Source organism: Streptomyces oceani (assembly GCF_001751245.1).
In the GTDB taxonomy this organism is placed as follows: domain Bacteria; phylum Actinomycetota; class Actinomycetes; order Streptomycetales; family Streptomycetaceae; genus Streptomyces; species Streptomyces oceani.
On record NZ_LJGU01000136.1, the window covers coordinates 24304 to 40000 of the forward strand.

The 15697-nt window shown below is 71.1% G+C and carries 11 protein-coding genes; 7 read left to right on the forward strand and 4 right to left on the reverse strand.

All coding sequences use genetic code 11. The annotated features are described in order from the left end of the window. Positions 1-31: 31 nt before the first annotated feature. Positions 32-1204 carry a xylose isomerase gene (gene xylA, locus AN216_RS19260; RefSeq protein WP_070197952.1) on the reverse strand — a complete coding sequence of 391 codons (1173 nt, stop codon included), beginning with the start codon at positions 1202-1204 and terminating at the stop codon, positions 32-34. A gap of 82 nt (positions 1205-1286) precedes the next feature. On the opposite strand from xylA, the gene xylB reads away from it, so the two are divergent. The 3 genes from xylB to AN216_RS19280 all read left to right on the forward strand — a co-directional run bounded on the left by xylB (position 1287) and on the right by AN216_RS19280 (position 5861). Next, positions 1287-2765, forward strand: a complete 1479-nt coding sequence (xylB, locus tag AN216_RS19265; RefSeq protein WP_070197953.1) for a xylulokinase — start codon at positions 1287-1289, stop codon at positions 2763-2765. A 75-nt stretch (positions 2766-2840) separates the two neighbouring features. Further along, positions 2841-4097: an ROK family protein gene (locus tag AN216_RS19270; protein ID WP_070197954.1), complete on the forward strand. Its 1257-nt coding sequence runs from the start codon at positions 2841-2843 to the stop codon at positions 4095-4097. A gap of 312 nt (positions 4098-4409) precedes the next feature. Beyond that, a complete protein-coding gene (locus AN216_RS19280; protein WP_070197956.1) occupies positions 4410-5861 on the forward strand; it encodes an acyl-CoA synthetase in 1452 nt (483 codons plus the stop codon). A gap of 54 nt (positions 5862-5915) precedes the next feature. Here the strand turns inward: AN216_RS19280 and AN216_RS19285 are convergent, their stop codons facing one another. The 3 genes from AN216_RS19285 to AN216_RS19295 all read right to left on the reverse strand — a co-directional run bounded on the left by AN216_RS19285 (position 5916) and on the right by AN216_RS19295 (position 10201). After that, positions 5916-6731 carry a SigB/SigF/SigG family RNA polymerase sigma factor gene (locus AN216_RS19285; protein ID WP_070197957.1) on the reverse strand — a complete coding sequence of 272 codons (816 nt, stop codon included), beginning with the start codon at positions 6729-6731 and terminating at the stop codon, positions 5916-5918. Between the two features lie 223 nt (positions 6732-6954). Continuing rightward, on the reverse strand, positions 6955-7689 hold the full coding sequence (locus AN216_RS19290; RefSeq protein WP_070197958.1) for an ANTAR domain-containing protein: 735 nt from the start codon (positions 7687-7689) through the stop codon (positions 6955-6957). A 265-nt stretch (positions 7690-7954) separates the two neighbouring features. After that, the gene (locus tag AN216_RS19295; protein ID WP_338059266.1) at positions 7955-10201 is read right to left on the reverse strand and encodes a phosphoinositide-specific phospholipase C-related protein; all 2247 of its coding nucleotides are present in this window, start codon (positions 10199-10201) and stop codon (positions 7955-7957) included. 380 nt (positions 10202-10581) lie between these two features. On the opposite strand from AN216_RS19295, the gene AN216_RS19300 reads away from it, so the two are divergent. The 4 genes from AN216_RS19300 to AN216_RS19315 all read left to right on the forward strand — a co-directional run bounded on the left by AN216_RS19300 (position 10582) and on the right by AN216_RS19315 (position 15668). Then, a complete protein-coding gene (locus AN216_RS19300; RefSeq protein WP_139140956.1) occupies positions 10582-12180 on the forward strand; it encodes a right-handed parallel beta-helix repeat-containing protein in 1599 nt (532 codons plus the stop codon). Positions 12181-12447: 267 nt separating this feature from the next. Next, positions 12448-14277, forward strand: a complete 1830-nt coding sequence (locus AN216_RS19305; RefSeq protein WP_070197960.1) for a glycoside hydrolase family 35 protein — start codon at positions 12448-12450, stop codon at positions 14275-14277. A gap of 84 nt (positions 14278-14361) precedes the next feature. Further along, complete coding sequence (locus tag AN216_RS19310; RefSeq protein ID WP_070197961.1) at positions 14362-14679, forward strand: DUF2795 domain-containing protein; 318 nt, start codon at positions 14362-14364, stop codon at positions 14677-14679. A 338-nt stretch (positions 14680-15017) separates the two neighbouring features. Further along, entirely contained in the window at positions 15018-15668 is a 651-nt protein-coding gene (locus AN216_RS19315; protein ID WP_070197962.1) for a class I SAM-dependent methyltransferase, read from the forward strand. Positions 15669-15697 lie beyond the last annotated feature (29 nt).

Consider the following 15697-nt stretch of genomic DNA (forward strand, 5'->3'; position numbering starts at 1 on the left):
GGCGTACGGGCGACCCGGGTGGCGTCGCCTGTCAGCCGCGCACACCCAACAGGTGGTCCATCGCCAGCTGATCCAGTCGTTCGAAGCCCATGCCGCGCTCCCCCGCACGTTCCGGGTCGAAGTCCTCGAAGGCCGCGCGATCCGCGCGCAGCGCCGTCGGTGTCTCGCCCACGTCCAGCGTGGGGCGGGCGAGTTCGTCCAGCCCGGACACCCGCAGTGCCTCCCGCACCTCCGGGTCGGCGCGGAAGGCCGCGGCCCGCTCCCGGAGGATCAAGTAGTTGCGCATGCACCCCGCCGCGGAGTCCCACACTCCCTCCGGGCCCTCGGTGCGCGGCGGCTTGAAGTCGAAGTGCCGCGGCCCGTCGTACCCCGCGCTCTCCAGCAGGTCCACCAGCCAGAAGGCTGCCCGCAGGTCACCGGCGCCGAAGCGCAGGTCCTGGTCGTACTTGACACCGGACTGCCCGTTCAGGTCGATGTGGTAGAGCTTGCCGGCCCACAGGGCTTGGGCGATGCCGTGCGGCACGTTCAGCCCCGCCATCTGCTCGTGCCCGACTTCCGGGTTCACCCCGAACAGCGCCGGCCGCTCCAGGCGTTCGATGAATGCCAGCGCGTGCCCGACGGTGGGCAACAGGATGTCACCACGCGGTTCGTTGGGCTTCGGCTCGAGGGCGAAACGCAGGTCGTACCCCCGCTCTGTGACGTACTCGCCGAGCAGGTCGAAGGCTTCCTTCAACCGCGCGAGTGCCGCCCGCACGTCCTTGGCGGCCCCGGACTCGCTGCCCTCGCGACCGCCCCAAGCGACGTACGTACGTGCCCCCAGCTCGGCGGCCAGGTCGATGTTGCGCATGGTCTTGCGCAGGGCGTAGCGCCGCACCGAGCGGTCGTTCGCGGTGAACGCGCCGTCCTTGAACACGGGATGCGTGAAGAGGTTGGTGGTGGCCATCGGCACGGTCATGCCGGCACTGTCCAGCGCCTGGCGGAACTGCCGGACCCGCGCGGTTCGTTCGGCCTCCGTGCTGGAATGCGGGATGAGGTCGTCGTCATGGAAGGTGACGCCGTACGCTCCCAGTTCGCCGAGCCGGCGGACGGCGTCCACCGGGTCGAGGGGCGCGCGGGTGGCGTCGCCGAAGGGGTCTCGGCCCTGCCAACCGACGGTCCACAGACCGAAGCTGAACTTGTCCGCCTGGACGGGTTGGTACGTCATAAGCCCCAACTCCATTAGTCATTAGCCTTTACAAACTAGTATGCGAGCACCACCACGAAGAGGAAAGAGGGGCGAGTAGGCCGTGGCCGTACCCGAGGGACCGTTCGTCGTCGGCGTCGACAGCTCCACCCAGTCCACCAAGGTCCTGATCGTCGATTCCACGACCGGCGAGATCGTCGCCCGGGGCCAGGCGCCGCACACGGTGACTCCCGGCCCCGGCCACGAGTCCGACCCCGAGCAGTGGTGGACGGCACTCCGGGACGCCCTGGACCAGTGCGGCGATCTCGTGCACCGTGTCTCCGCGATCTCCGTAGGAGGCCAGCAGCACGGCCTGGTCACCCTGGACGCCGACGGTCGCCCGGTGCGCCCCGCGCTCTTGTGGAACGACGTGCGCTCCGCGCCCCAACGGGACCGGCTGGTCGAGGAGCTGGGCGGACCCCGGGAATGGGCGGAGCGGATGGGCAGCGTGCCGGCGCCCGCCTTCACCGTCACCAAGTGGGCCTGGCTGCGCGAGCACGAGCCGGAGAGCGTGGCGGCCACCAGAGCCGTGCGTCTGCCGCACGACTACCTCACCGAGCGCCTCACCGGCGAGGCCACGACCGACCGCGGCGACGCCTCGGGCACCGGCTGGTGGGCTTCCCGCTCGCAGACGTACGACGAACGGGTGCTGGAGCATGTCGGGCTCCCCCCGGAGCTGCTGCCGCGGGTGCTGGGACACGGCGAGGCCGCGGGCACCGTACGTCCCCAACTCCCGCTCCCGGCGGGCACGCTGGTGGCGACCGGGACGGGCGACAACATGGCGGCGGCGGTGGGCCTGGGCCTGCGACCCGGACAGCCCGTGCTCAGCCTCGGCACCTCCGGCACGGTCTACTCCGTGTCCGACCATCGCCCAGCCGACCCGAGCGGCACGGTCTCCGGATTCGCCGACGCCGGCACCGGCTGGCTGCCGCTCGCCTGCACCCTCAACTGCACGCTGGCGGTGGACCGGGTCGCCGCCCTGCTGAACGTGCACCGCGAGGAGGTGTCGACCGGCGGCGAACTGACCATGTTCCCCTTCCTGGACGGCGAGCGCACGCCGAACCTGCCGTACGCCGCCGGGCTGTTGCACGGGCTGCGGCACGACACGGACAGCGGCCAGGTCCTGCAGGCGGCCTACGACGGCGCGGTCTTCGCCCTGCTGCGCGCGTTGGACCAGGTCCTCGGAGAGGACGGCGCCGAGGGCGGCACGTACGACGCCGCCCGCTCCGCGGACAGGAGCGGCGCGGAGACCCCGCTACTACTGATCGGCGGCGGCGCCAAGGGCACCGCCTGGCGACAGACCGTACTGCGGCTGTCCGGACGCCCGGTACAAGTGCCGCGCGCCGAGGAACTGGTCGCGCTGGGCGCCGCGGCACAGGCCGCCGGCCTGCTGCTTGGGGAGGACGCGGCGGCGGTGGCGCGACGCTGGGACACCGCCGCGGGCATGGCCTATCCGGCGGTGCCCCGGGACGAGCCTACTCTGGAGCGGTTGACCAGCGCTCTCGCCGGTGCCGACACACTCCTGCGCGGCGCGCGTCCCTGATGCCACGAACCCGGGTGCGGCAGCCCGCCCGTACGGCGACAGCCCCTGACCACCGCACCCCCACGGAGTGACGAGATGCCGGCCACCGTGCCCAGTTCCGCGCAACCCGGTCCCGCTCAGCCCCACACCCAGCCCAACTCGCAACAGCAGATCCGACGGCACAACCTCACCCGGGTCCTGAACGCCGTCGCCGTACACGAGGGCACGGCGTCCCGTGCGTCGGTCGCCACGCACATCGGCCTGACCCGTGCCGCCGTGTCGACCCTGGTGGACGAACTGCTGCGGGCCGAGCTGCTGGTGGAGCTCGGCCCGGGTCGCCCCGGCGGAGTGGGCCGGCCCGGCAGCGCGCTCGCCCTGACCGCACGCGGCCCGTGCGGCATCGGTGCCGAGATCGGAGTCGACCGACTCACGGTCTGCGCCGTGGACCTCAGCGGCCGGGTACGTGTACGCGCCGAACAGTGCTCCGACAACCGCGGCAGTGACCCGCGCGCGGTGCTACGCCGGCTCTCCGAACTGCTCTGGGAGGCCGCGGAACAGGCCGAGGAGGCGGGTCTGCGGGCCGCGGGGGTGGCGATCGCCGTGCCGGGACTGGTCGATCGGGGCTCCGGGACCGTGGTGCGCGCGCCCAACCTCGGCTGGCCCGCGGTCGCCCCCGCTACGGAGCTTACCGTGCCCCTCCCGGTGACCCTGGACAACGAGGCCAACTACGGCGCGCTCGCGGAGCTGTGGCTGGGCCACAGCCAGGTGCCGAGTGACTTCGTGCATGTCTCCGCCGAGATCGGCATCGGCGGTGCCGTGGTCCTGGACGGGCGACTGCTGCGGGGCGTACGCGGCTTCGCCGGCGAGTTGGGGCATGTCCCCGTACGCCCCAGCGGGCGAGAGTGCCCCTGCGGCGGTCGCGGCTGTCTGGAACAGTACGCCGGCGAGGGAGCGCTGCTACGCGGCGCGGGACTGCCGTACCCCTCGGACGACGACCCGATCGCCCTGCTCGCCGAGCGGGCCGCGGAGGGACACCGGACGACCCGCCGCGCGCTGCGTGAGGCGGGCACCGCGCTGGGTATCGCGCTGTCCGGGGCCGTGAACCTCCTGGACCCCGGGGCGGTGTCGCTGGGTGGCGCGCTGGCGCGGTTGGGCAGCTGGCTGCTGCCGCCCTTGGAGGCCGAACTCGCCGCTCGCTGCACCGCCCCCGAAGGGCCGCCGCAGGTGCTGCTCTCCAGCGCTGGCGACGACGGCCCGGTGCTGGGCGCGGCGCACTCCGTGGTGCGCGTCGTGCGGGCCGATCCGCTGGCCTACGCCCCCGCGACGCTGAGCTCCCTGCCCGCCCGCCGGTGACCTGCGGCCCCCATCCGCCCGCCCGCCACCGGGTGAGAGGCTGGTCCCCGTACGGTTTCCGTGCGGCCCCTACACGTCCCGCCGGGTGCGGGGCGGCCCGACCCGTGGGGCTGTGGGACGGTACGCCTCCGTGGAGTGCGCGGAGTCGTTCGTCTCCTCCCACGTCCCCGTGTCGGTCGTGCCCGGCCCCAGCCGGCGCGTTCGGACCGGAGCCGCGGCCCCACGGCCGGGAAGCACGACGTGACGGTGCCGGCCGGGCACCGTGTCCCCCATCGGCGCCGGCCCCGGCCGGCCGAGAGCGAAGGAGCACGGGTGATCCCGCTCTTCCCCGCACTACGCGAACCCGCACCACACGTCGCGCTCCGGTTCGGCGAGCGCGCCCTCAGCTACGCCGAACTCGCCGGAGCCGCACACGCGGTGGCGGAGCGCGTCGGGTCCGCGCGGCGGGTCGCGGTCTGGGCGACACCCAGCCTGGAGACCTCGGTAGCGGTGGTCGCAGCACTACTCACGGGCGTGCCGGCCGTGCCGATCAACCCCCGCATCGGCGGACGCGAGCTGGCGCACATCGTCTCGGACAGCACCCCGGACCTCGTCCTCGCCGAGGCCGAGGCCGAACTGCCGCCGGAACTCGACGGGTTGCCGCGTACGGACGTGTCGGCAGCGCCCCGTACGCTCAGCGAGCCACTGCCGGCGGAGCCGGCCGCGGACACCACCGCGCTGATCATCTACACCTCGGGCACCACCGGACCGCCCAAGGGTGTCGTGATCTCCCGGACGGCCATCGCGCACACGCTCGACGACCTCGCCGACGCCTGGCGGTGGACCGCTGGGGACGTTCTCGTGCACGCCCTGCCGCTGTTCCACGTGCATGGCCTGGTCCTGGGGATGCTGGGCCCGCTGCGCCGAGGTGGTCGGGTGCACCATGTCGGACGGTTCGACACCGGGACCGTGACCGCGGAACTCGCGGGCGAGGCCAGCATGTTGTTCGGCGTACCGACGATGTACCACCGGCTCGCCGAGGCCGTCGGGGACGATCCGCCGCTGCGTGCGGCGTTGGCCGGCGCCCGGCTGCTGGTCTCCGGCTCGGCCGCGCTGCCGGCGTACGACCACGAGCGGCTCACCCGGGCCACCGGGCAGCGGGTGATCGAGCGCTACGGGATGACCGAGACCCTGATGAACACCAGCGTGCGGCTGGACGACACGGCACCCGCGGGCACGGTGGGCGTGCCGTTGCCGAGCGTGCAGCTGCGGCTCGTGGACGAGGAGGGAGCGCCCGGGGTCCCGTCGGACGGTGCGAGTGTCGGCGAGATCCAGGTACGCGGTCCCGCGGTGTTCACCGAGTACCTGAATCGTCCGGACGCCACCCGGGCGGCCTTCGCGGAAGGCGGCTGGTTCCGTACGGGCGACGTGGCGACGCGGGACGCCGAGGGACGCGTACGGATCGTGGGGCGCAAGTCGACGGATCTGATCAAGAGCGGCGGCTACAAGATCGGCGCCGGCGAGATCGAGAACGTCCTGCTGGAGCTTCCCGAGGTCGGTGAGGCCGCGGTGACCGGCGAGGCGGACCCGGACCTCGGCGAACGCGTCATCGCCTGGATCGTGCCCGCGGACCCGGAACACCGCCCGGACGAGGAGGTGGTGGCCGAGCATGTCGCCAAGCAGCTCGCGCCGCACAAGCGACCGCGTGAGGTGCGGTTCCGGGACCGGCTGCCGCGGAACGACATGGGGAAGGTGCTGAAGCGGTCGCTGTCCGACCCGACGTAGCCGCCACTGTGCCGCCGGCGGACCACGGGCGTTCGCCGGCGGCACAGCAGCGGGTCAGGCGGCGACCGGCGTGTGCTCCTCGTCCTCGACCTCCGCGCGCAACCGGGCACACGTACGTGCCAGCAGCCTGGAGACGTGCATCTGGGAGACGTCGAGCTCCTCGGCGATCTGCGACTGCGTCTGGTCACGGAAGAAGCGCAGGTACAGCATGTGCGCTTCCCGTCGGGGTAGCCTGCGCAACCGCGGCTTGACCGACTCCCGATACACGACGGCGTCCATGCCGGTGTCCGTCGAGCCGAGGGTGTCGACCAGGCTGTAGCCGTCCTCCCCCGTCCCCAACTGAGCGTCCAGGGAAGCGGACTGGTAGCTCTCGAGCGCGCCGAGCCCGGTGCGTACGTCCTCCTCGGACAGGCCGCTGTGCTCGGCGAGCCTCGACACGCTCGGCGAGCCGCCGTCCCCGGCGTCGAGGCTGCGCAGGCTGCGGCGCACCTGGTTTCGGGCCTCCTGGACCCGACGGGGGACGTACACGTCCCAGGTGTTGTCGCGAAAGTGCCGCCGGATCTCGCCCATGATGGTGGGGATGGCGTACGGCTCGAAGGGCTTGCCCAGTTCCGGGTCGTACCGCTCGACCGCCTTGAACAGCCCCAGCGCGGCGACCTGCGCCAGGTCCTCTGGGTTCTCCCCGCGGCCACGGAACTTGCCGGCCAGACGGCGGGCCATGGGCAGCCACGCCTCGACGATCTGCTCGCGGAGCGCGTCCCGGTCCGGGCCCTCGGGCATGGTGGCGAGGCGTTGGAGGTCAGCGGCGGTGTCGGGGGCGTCGTGGTGCGAGTGCCGGGCGTGAGGTGCGCGGGATCGTATGGCGTCCATGGGGTGCTCCTCCCATCGTGCTTCCGTACGACGGGAGCGGCAGCGCAGACACCCGGAACGCGCGGCGCGCATGCGCGCCGACTCCCGTGTGGTGCCTGCTGATCGAAGCACTCACCCACAGCGTAGCCCGCCCGGCCGGGCTCGAAACCTGCCGCAGCGTAGCTCCTGCGGATCGTTCCGTCCGGGCGGCGGGCGACCCAGGGCGACGGGCGACCGGAGCGCCTCAGCCGCCGATCGGATCGTCGAACTCGTGCGCTCGCATGGCTCCCGGTGAGATGCCGGTCTTCGTCACCTGCCGGGCCACCACCCGCAGTTTCACGTTCATGGTCTGCGAGGCGTGCACCAACATGTCGAAGGCCTGTGGAGAGGTGACGCGGTACCGCTCCATGAGGATTCCGGTGGCCTCCCCTATGATCTGCCGACTGTCCATCGCCTTCGCCAGGTTGTCCACCACGGTGGCGTTGGACAGCGCGACCGTGGCGTGCGCGGCGTAGATGGCGGCGACGTTCTGGGCGGACGCGTCGAACGCGAGAGACTTCACGGAGTAGAGGTTCAGCGAACTGATCGTCCCGCTCGGACTGGGCAGGTGGCAGACGAGCATCGAGCCCACGCCCAGTGTCCTGGCCCGCTCGGTGAACCGCGGCCAGCGCAACTCGGCGGACATATCGGATATGTACCGAAGAGAGTCACCATCCGCCATCTCCTGCTGGCAGGGACCCTCACCCAACTTGTACTGCGCCTCGTCGAGCTGCATGACCAGGGTCGCGGTGTACGCCCGGCTGTCGAACCTGCCGTCCTGCCCAAGGAACGTCACACCCGCGAAGTCCGCGCCCTCGACGGTGGTGGCGGCGAGATCCACCACCTCCTGAAGCGTGCGCGCGACGGAGGTCTGGTTCTGCAATGTTTGCGCTCGAGACGCCAGCAGCGCCGCCAGCTCTGTCTCTGACGAGGACGGCATGGTCTCACCCGTTTCGTTTGTCAGCGGCCCCGCGCAGAGCCTACTGCCATCTCACGCGCGCGGGGTCAGGCCGTGCGTGTGGTATTCAGCAAGGGGGGTTGGCCGCAGCACGGGGCAGCCCCGGCACGCAAGCCCCTCTGCCTGAAGGGCGAGGGTGAAGGGCGAGGGCACGGCGTACGAGCCACCGTTCCCCGGGCGGCGGGTGACGCTCGTCGAGGCACGCGAGGGCCTGCCCGCGACCCGGCGAAACCGCCGACCCGGGCGGTCAGGGCGTACGCGCGGCGTTGAGCGCGTCGACAGCGGCCCGCGCGCTGCCGAGGTTGGCGAAGTCCACCGCGACGAAGTTCACCGGCTGTTGGCGCTCGGCTTCACAGCGGCGCGCCCGGTCCAGTACGAAGCCCCGGGAGTTGACCTCCCCGGCGTCGATACGGCTGCCGCCTCCGTGCGTGATGAAGTGGTTGAGCAGGAACAGCTTCTTGTTCCTGCCGCCGCGATGGGGGACACAGCTCATCTGGCCCGGCTCCTTGAAGGCGTACGGCGTCTCCATCCCGTACTGGTAGAAGTTGCGGTACCAGGGGGCGGGGCCGGAGCCGTTCTCGGCGAAGACGACCAGGCGAGAGTTGTCCTCCACCATCTGCCCCAAGGTGGGCCAGTTCGCCCCCGGATCCGAGGCGGGCGTGTACAGCAGGCGTTCGAGGTCGGCTTCGCGGAAGGCGGAAGCCGTCTGATCGCCGCTGATGCGGTCCTGGATGATCATGGTGACGACCTCGCCGGGATTGTCGTCGAGCCACTCGCCCACCTCACTCAGGGTCTCGACGAGCGGTACCGCTCCGGCACGGCAGATCGCGTGGCACAGCCAGAGACCGGGTCTGGCCGGGCTGGCCTCGTCGATGAGCCCGGTGATCCGCTTCCGCATGTCGGGGGCGTACTCGGAGAGCTTCAGGCGCTCGGCGATCTCGTCCTTCCGCTCCCAGGTGTGGGTGTCGACGAGCAACGCCCGCGCGCCGTTGTCGAGTTGGGTGGTGATGTCAGCGTCCTGCAGCGGACTGATGAACTTGTCGGTCGTCGAGGACATCGAGTTGTGCGTAGCGAGGTACGCGGCCTGGTCGTACCGCAGATCGCACAGTTCGGCCGAGCCGTTGCAGTACACCCGCGTCGAACCGGTCGCCGCGGTCGGCACCAGGACGGGTCCCAGGACGGTCGTGGTGGTGACGGCCGCCCCGACCCCACCCAGCAGGAGACGCCGAGTGCGCGGGGCCAGCCGGCGGCTCGCGGCACGCCGTTCCCACAGAGCCGAGACGGCGAGCAGCAGCAGCCCCGCACTCAGCGGAGTGAGCGCGGCGAAGAGGCCGGCCTCGGTGAAAGAGCGGGCGCCGGTCCGTTCCAGGTCCGAGACCAGGTGGGCCAGGGAGGGCGGCCACGAGCCCGGCGGCGTCCATACCCAGGAGTCGGCGCGCCATCGGGCCAGCAGGAAGAGGAGACCGGTCAGGGCACCACCGGTGGTGAGCAGCGTGCCGAGGTTGCGCAGACGGTGTACCCGACGCCGGGCACCGAACAACCACAGGAAGGCCACCGCCGTGGCTCCCGTGACCGCGGCGACGACCTGCACCTGCAGCGTGAGGTGGGTGAAACCGCGAGCGCGCTCCAGCGGTCCGGTTCCCACTCCCGAGTTCTGCAGATCCTCCGCGATGTTCCACCGCCCGCCGTCGGTGATCCTGATCAGGTCCAGGCTGGCCCTGCTGTCACCCTCGCCCGCCGTGGTGCCCGGCAGGTGCGGTCCGACCGCCGCGAGAGCGGTGGCCACGTCCCCGACGGCGAGCGCGCCCTCGACCTGTGGCCGCAGCGTGTCCCGTTCGCTCTTCGGCACGCTGGACAGCAGCAGTCGACTCGCGTCCTCCGCGTCCCGGTCGCTGAGTTCGACCCGCGGCAGGTCGGGCTTACGGCCGGCCGCGAGGTCGTCCAGGGCGTCGTCCAGGTCCTTCAGCGCCGCGTCGAGATCAGCCTCACTGCGCTCCCCTGCGCCGGACGCCAGTCCCCCCAGATGCACCTGCAGCAGGTCGTTCAGATTGGCCAGCACGGGAGTGAGGTCCACCGACAGACTCAGGGCTTCGGTGTCCCCCCGGAGATAGCTGAGCAGCGCGGCAACCTGGCTGTCGGTCAGCTCGCGTACGGTCGCCGGCGGCAGCACCGTCTTGAGGTTGGCCGTCACGACCGCCTCCGGCACCGGCAGCCGCGCCAGCAGGCTCCGTGCCACCGGTTGGGACTCGGGATCGACGAGCACCTCGTCGTACAGCCGGTCGTACGCCCGTTCCTCGTCCAGGACGCCCTGATAGAAGCCGCGGCTCAACACCGTGGCGCGCACCGTGCCCGCGCTCGCGAGGACGATCACGCACAGTACGACCAGCACGCCCGCCATTATGCGGGCGCCACGCAGCAATCGGGCCCGGCGCCAGTCGATAACCTGCGTCGCGGCCGGACTGCGCTCCGCCCGCGGTGTGGCGATGTCGCCCACCTTGCTCCCCTATGCCTGCTACGCCTCGTATCGCAGCGTAGGCGAGCCGCAGCCAGGAAGCCAAGACGGGCCGTCGAGCACCCGCCCCGTACGGAGCACCGGGCCTACCGGCGGTCTCGCCGCTCCCGTGGCTGCGTCAGACGGGCCCGGGAGCCAGCGCCCTAGGAGCCGGGCAGAGGCGGAAGGCCAGTTTCCGGGCGCCGGCGCGAATCCGCATCAAGTGGCCTAGCAGGCTGGGCACTTGACAGTCCTTTCACCCCTCTCTAGGTTCTCAAGAGCAGACATCTGACGTCTCCTGTCTCGCTACGCAACTGCCGGTGCGCCGCGCACGCACCGGCATCCGACCCGTCCAAGCCCGACGATCACGCTGGGAGTCCGTCGTGCGTGCAAGAAGACCCACTCTGCTTCTCTCCACCCTGTGCCTGCTCGGTGCCTCCGTATGGGCCATGGCCCCCGCGCAGGCACAGGAGCCCGCGCCCGAACAAGCCCAGCAGGCGCGGTCCTTCTACGTGGACTGCGGCGCCGACGCCGAGGGCGACGGCAGCGAGGACCAGCCCTGGAACAACCTGGCGCAGGTCAACGCGCACACGTTCCAGCCCGGCGAGTCGATCCTTCTCAAGCGCGGCTCGACCTGCGCCGGACAGCAGCTGTTCCCCAAGGGCTCGGGGACCGAGGGCCAGCCGATCACCGTCGGCACGTACGCCACCGGAGCCAAGCCGAAGCTGGCCGGCGAAGGCAAGGTGACCGACGTGGTCCGGCTCGCGAACCAGCAGTACTGGGAGATTCGCGACCTCGAGATCTCCAACAAGGGGGACACCGCCGACACCCGACGCGGCGTGCACATCACCCGCTCCGACTCCGGCACGGGCAAGCACTACCTGCTCAGCGGTCTGGACATCCACGATGTCAACGGCAACAAGGCCAAGAAGGATGACGACGCCAGCGCCGGCGTCTTCTTCGAGGTGCTCGGCAACACGACACCCACCAAGTTCGACGACGTGGCCATCGTGGACAACACCGTCCGGACCGTTGACCGCTACGGTATCCACTTCTGGACCCGCTGGATGGAACGCCCGGAGTTGGGTAACCCCAACTGCGGTTCGACCTGCGGGAAATGGACGCCACAGACGAACGTCGTGATCCGCGGCAACGATGTCTCCGACATCGGCGGCGACGCGATCGTGCCGCATCACACCGAGGGTGCGCTGGTCGAGTACAACACGGTCGACGGTTTCCGTGAGCGTGAGCCGGAGCACTGCGCCGCTGGCATCTGGGGCTGGAACACCAACGATGCCCTGTACCAGTACAACGAGGTCAGCGGCGGCAAGAGCACCTGCGACGGCCAGGGGATGGACGTCGACGAGTCCAACATCGGCACCATCTACCAGTACAACTACAGCCATGACAACGAGGGAGGTTTCATCCTCCTGTGCAACGGCTCCGGGTCCACGACCGACGGCAACATCGTCCGCTACAACGTCAGCCAGAACGACGGCGGGCAACTCTTCGACATGGTCTGCGGCAAGACCACCAACACGCAGATCCACAACAACACCTTCTACCTGTCGAAGCCGGTCGACATCATCAACAACGCGAACGGCTCGACCGGGGCGAACGCAGCCTTCAGCAACAACATCTTCCATGTGGCCACCTCGGAGGCGAGGTACGTCAACGCGGACACCCTGGACTTCGACTCGAACGTCTTCTACGGCGAGCACCCGCCCGGTGAGCCGGCCGACCCCCACAAGGTGACAAGCGATCCGAAGCTCGCCGCCCCCGGCACCGCGACCTCGCGCACCGATGCCGACGGCTACCACCTCGAGGCCGGTTCCTCCGCCCTGGCCAACGGCAAGGTCATGACGTCGCCCGGGAAACGCGACTACTTCGGCAATCCCGTCCAGGCGGAGTGCGTGCCGGACCGCGGTGCACACCAGTTCTCGACGTCCTGCACCGCTTCGGGTCGCGGCGACGCACGCTGACCGGAAGTCCGAGGCGGGTCCGGCGGCCTGGTTCGCACCGGTACCGCCGGACAGCGGCCCTGGCGCCACCGGCCCGGGCACCACCGGCGGGTCGCCGGGCGGTGGCCGGATCGTCTCGCGGACGGGACGAGAGGCCGCGCCGTGGCGTCCGCCGGACCGGCCGCTGCCCGCGGCGGTCCGGGTAGCCTGTGTCGCGTCCTTCCCAGTGCTCGCCTTCCTCGCGCTCCAGCGGTTCTGGCGCGCGGGCACGACCGTCGGAGCTGTCAGTTGAACTCCCCGGCCTCCCCGACTTCCGTCAGCCACAGCGGTCAAGCCACGGCCGCCCTCACCCACGCCGACGGGACGTTCGTACGCGACGGCCGCCCGCACCACGTGCTGTCCGGCTCGCTGCACTACTTTCGGGTGCACCCCGGGCAGTGGCGGGACCGACTGGAGCGGCTGCTGGCCCTCGGGCTCAACACGGTGGACACCTACATCCCCTGGAACTTCCACGAGCGTCACCCCGGCGACATCCGCTTCGACGGCTGGCGCGACCTACCGCGCTACGTCCGGCTGGCCCAACAGGCGGGGCTGGACGTCATCCTGCGGCCCGGCCCGTACATCTGCGCGGAGTGGGACAACGGCGGACTGCCGAGCTGGCTGACCGGGACGCCGGGCATGCGGCTGCGCACCAGCCATCCGCCGTTCCAGCGCGCGGTCGCCCGCTGGTTCGACGCGCTCGTCCCGGAGATGGCCACGTTGCAGGCCGGGCGGGGCGGTCCGGTCGTGGCCGTACAGATTGAGAACGAGTACGGCAGTTTCGGTGACGACCAGGACTACGTCCGCTGGATTCGCGACGCCCTCGTCGAGCGCGGCATCACCGAGCTTCGCTACACCGCTGACGGACCCACGTCCCTGATGCTCGACGGCGGCACGCTGCCCGACGAGTTGGCGGCGGCGACGTTCGGTTCCCGCCCCGCCGAGGCCGCGGACCTGCTGCGGTCCCGCAGGGCGGACGAGCCCTTCTTCTGCGCGGAGTTCTGGAACGGCTGGTTCGACCACTGGGGCGAGCGGCACCACGTACGGTCGCCCGCGAGCGCCGCGCGGGACGTCCGGGGGATCGTCGAGGCGGGCGGATCGGTCAGCCTCTACATGGCGCACGGCGGTACCAACTTCGGGCTGTGGTCCGGCGCGAACCACGACGGGGAACGTCTGCAGCCGACCGTCACCAGCTACGACTCGGACGCGCCGGTGGCCGAGGACGGCACCCTCACCCCGAAGTTCCACGCCCTGCGGGAGATCCTGGTCACCGCCCAGCAGGAGCGGACACCGTGCCCGCTGCCTCCCGATCCGCCGGTGCTGTCGCCGAGGACGCTGCCGGTGACCCGGCGGGCGGCGCTGCTGGAAGCGCTGCGTACGGTCGCCGAGCCGGTGCACGCGCCGACGCCCCTCAGCTTCGAGGAGCTGGGACAGTCCGCCGGACTGGTGCTCTACACCGCGCACCCGCTCCTTCCGCGGGGCGAGCAGGAGATCACCGTGACCGGCCTGCACGACCGCGCCCAGGTCTTCGTCGACGGCGTCCCGCACGCGGTGCTCGAACGCACCGCCTCCTCGTTCACCGTGCCCGGCAGCGGGCGGCGGGTCCGGCTCGAGCTGCTCGTGGAGAACCAGGGCCGGATCAACTACGGACCGCTGCTGGGCCAGGGCAAGGGCATCCTCGGTGGCGTACGGGTGGAGCGCCGACTCGTCCACGGGTGGACCATGTGCCGCCTCCCGCTGGACGAGTGGGAGCCGCGGGACACCGACCGCGCCGCTTCGGCCGCCCCGCCCGGCGGCCCGGCCGGTTTCGCCCGCGCGGAACTGCGGGTCGACGAACCAGCCGACACCTTCCTCGCGCTGCCCGGCTTCGCCAAGGGGTTCGTGTGGGTCAACGGCGACCTGCTCGGGCGCTACTGGGAGGTCGGCCCGCAACGCACCCTCTACCTTCCCGGGCCCTTCCTGCGCACGGGAGCCAACACGCTCACGATCCTCGAGCTGGAACGGTTCGGGGAGCGCGTGGACCTCCTTGGCCGACCCGAGCTCGGACCGACCGAGGAGTACGTCGAGACGTTCGACTGAGGACCGTCCGGGCGGCCGGCTCCGTCCGAGGCCCCGGTGCGAGTCCGCGTGCATAGCGCGGTCTCCGCTGGCAACCCGGGACCCATGACGGAGACCACTACCAAAGATGTCATTCGCGCTGTCACGGACGTCTCCTTCCCCGCGAACAAGGACGAACTCCTCCGCGTGGCCCGGTCGAACGACGCCTCTCCCGGTGTGCTGGCGGCACTCAGGGAGATGCCGCCGGAGGAGTACGCGAACAGAGACGAGGTGGCTCGGTCCGTCCGTACGGCGCCCGACGCGGACCGGCCGCACAGTGCCGCACAGCGAGCCGAGCAGGCACGCAAGGGCGGCAAGCCGGGACTCAGCGAGCGGCTTCGAGACGCCGAGAGGCCTCCCGTGGAGGAGGAACTCGAGAACTGAGCGACCACCCGGAGACCAGGGGCCACCCACCGGCGAGTGAGACGCGGACGACGCGGTCACTCGGCGACACGGTGGAGTTCCACATGCTGGAGTACGCGCACGCCACGGTGTACGGCTACGCCCACCGCCGTGAGCGCGGACCGCGTCCTGGTCGCCCCCCAGGACGGCGTACGACTCGCGTGACGGCGGCGAGACCTTCACCAAGCGGCTCCCCGTCTCCGAGAACGGCGGCCAGTGAGCCCTCCGCCACCGGGCGGAGGGCCGTAGGACCGCGCGCCCGTCATCAACTACCGTGCGTACGCAGGAGAACGGGCGTCGCCGGACGAGGAGCCGCAGCCATGGCCGCAGCCACTACGAAGACCCGCGTGAGGCATCCGGTGTTCGCACGGATCTACCCACGCGTCAACCGCTTCGCCGAGGCGCACGGCGCCACCGAACACCGACGCGAGCTGCTGGCGGACGCCACCGGATGTGTCGTGGAGGTCGGCGCGGGTGGCGGAGCGACCTTTCGCCACTACCCGCCACAGGTCAGCCGGGTGATCGCGGTAGAACCAGAGCCCAGACTGCGGCGGCTGGCACGGCTGGTGTCCGCCGAGGCGCCCGTTCCGGTGGAGGTGCGCGCCGGCCAGGCCGAGGAACTGCCGCTCGCCGACGGTTCGGCGGACGGGGTGGTGGTCTCCCTCGTCCTGTGTAGCCTCGCGGACGTGCCGCGGGCACTGGCCGAAGCCCGCCGGGTCCTACGGCCGGGCGGCAGTCTGTACTTCTACGAGCATGTCCGGTCCACCCACGCACGCCTCGCCCGTAAGCAACGTCTGCTCGACAGGGTATGGCCGCTGTTCGCCGGGGGCTGCCGCCTCACACGCGACAGCGAGCAGGCAGTCATCGACGCCGGCTTCTCCATCCAGCGGGTGCGCCGCTTCGACTTCGTGATCAACGGCCGCACCACGCCCAGTTCCCCGTGCGTCATCGGCGTCGGCCGTAAACCGTGAACAACCCCGCGCGTCAACGCGCCTGGTCG

Excerpts from the sequence above, each read along its gene's own strand:
- xylA (WP_070197952.1), bottom strand. The coding sequence starts at position 1,204 with ATGACGTACCAACCCGTCCAGGCGGACAAGTTCAGCTTCGGTCTGTGG.
- AN216_RS19270 (WP_070197954.1), top strand. The coding sequence starts at position 2,841 with ATGCCGGCCACCGTGCCCAGTTCCGCGCAACCCGGTCCCGCTCAGCCC.
- AN216_RS19285 (WP_070197957.1), bottom strand. The coding sequence starts at position 6,731 with ATGGACGCCATACGATCCCGCGCACCTCACGCCCGGCACTCGCACCAC.
- AN216_RS19290 (WP_070197958.1), bottom strand. The coding sequence starts at position 7,689 with ATGCCGTCCTCGTCAGAGACAGAGCTGGCGGCGCTGCTGGCGTCTCGA.
- AN216_RS19310 (WP_070197961.1), top strand. The coding sequence starts at position 14,362 with ATGACGGAGACCACTACCAAAGATGTCATTCGCGCTGTCACGGACGTC.
- AN216_RS19315 (WP_070197962.1), top strand. The coding sequence starts at position 15,018 with ATGGCCGCAGCCACTACGAAGACCCGCGTGAGGCATCCGGTGTTCGCA.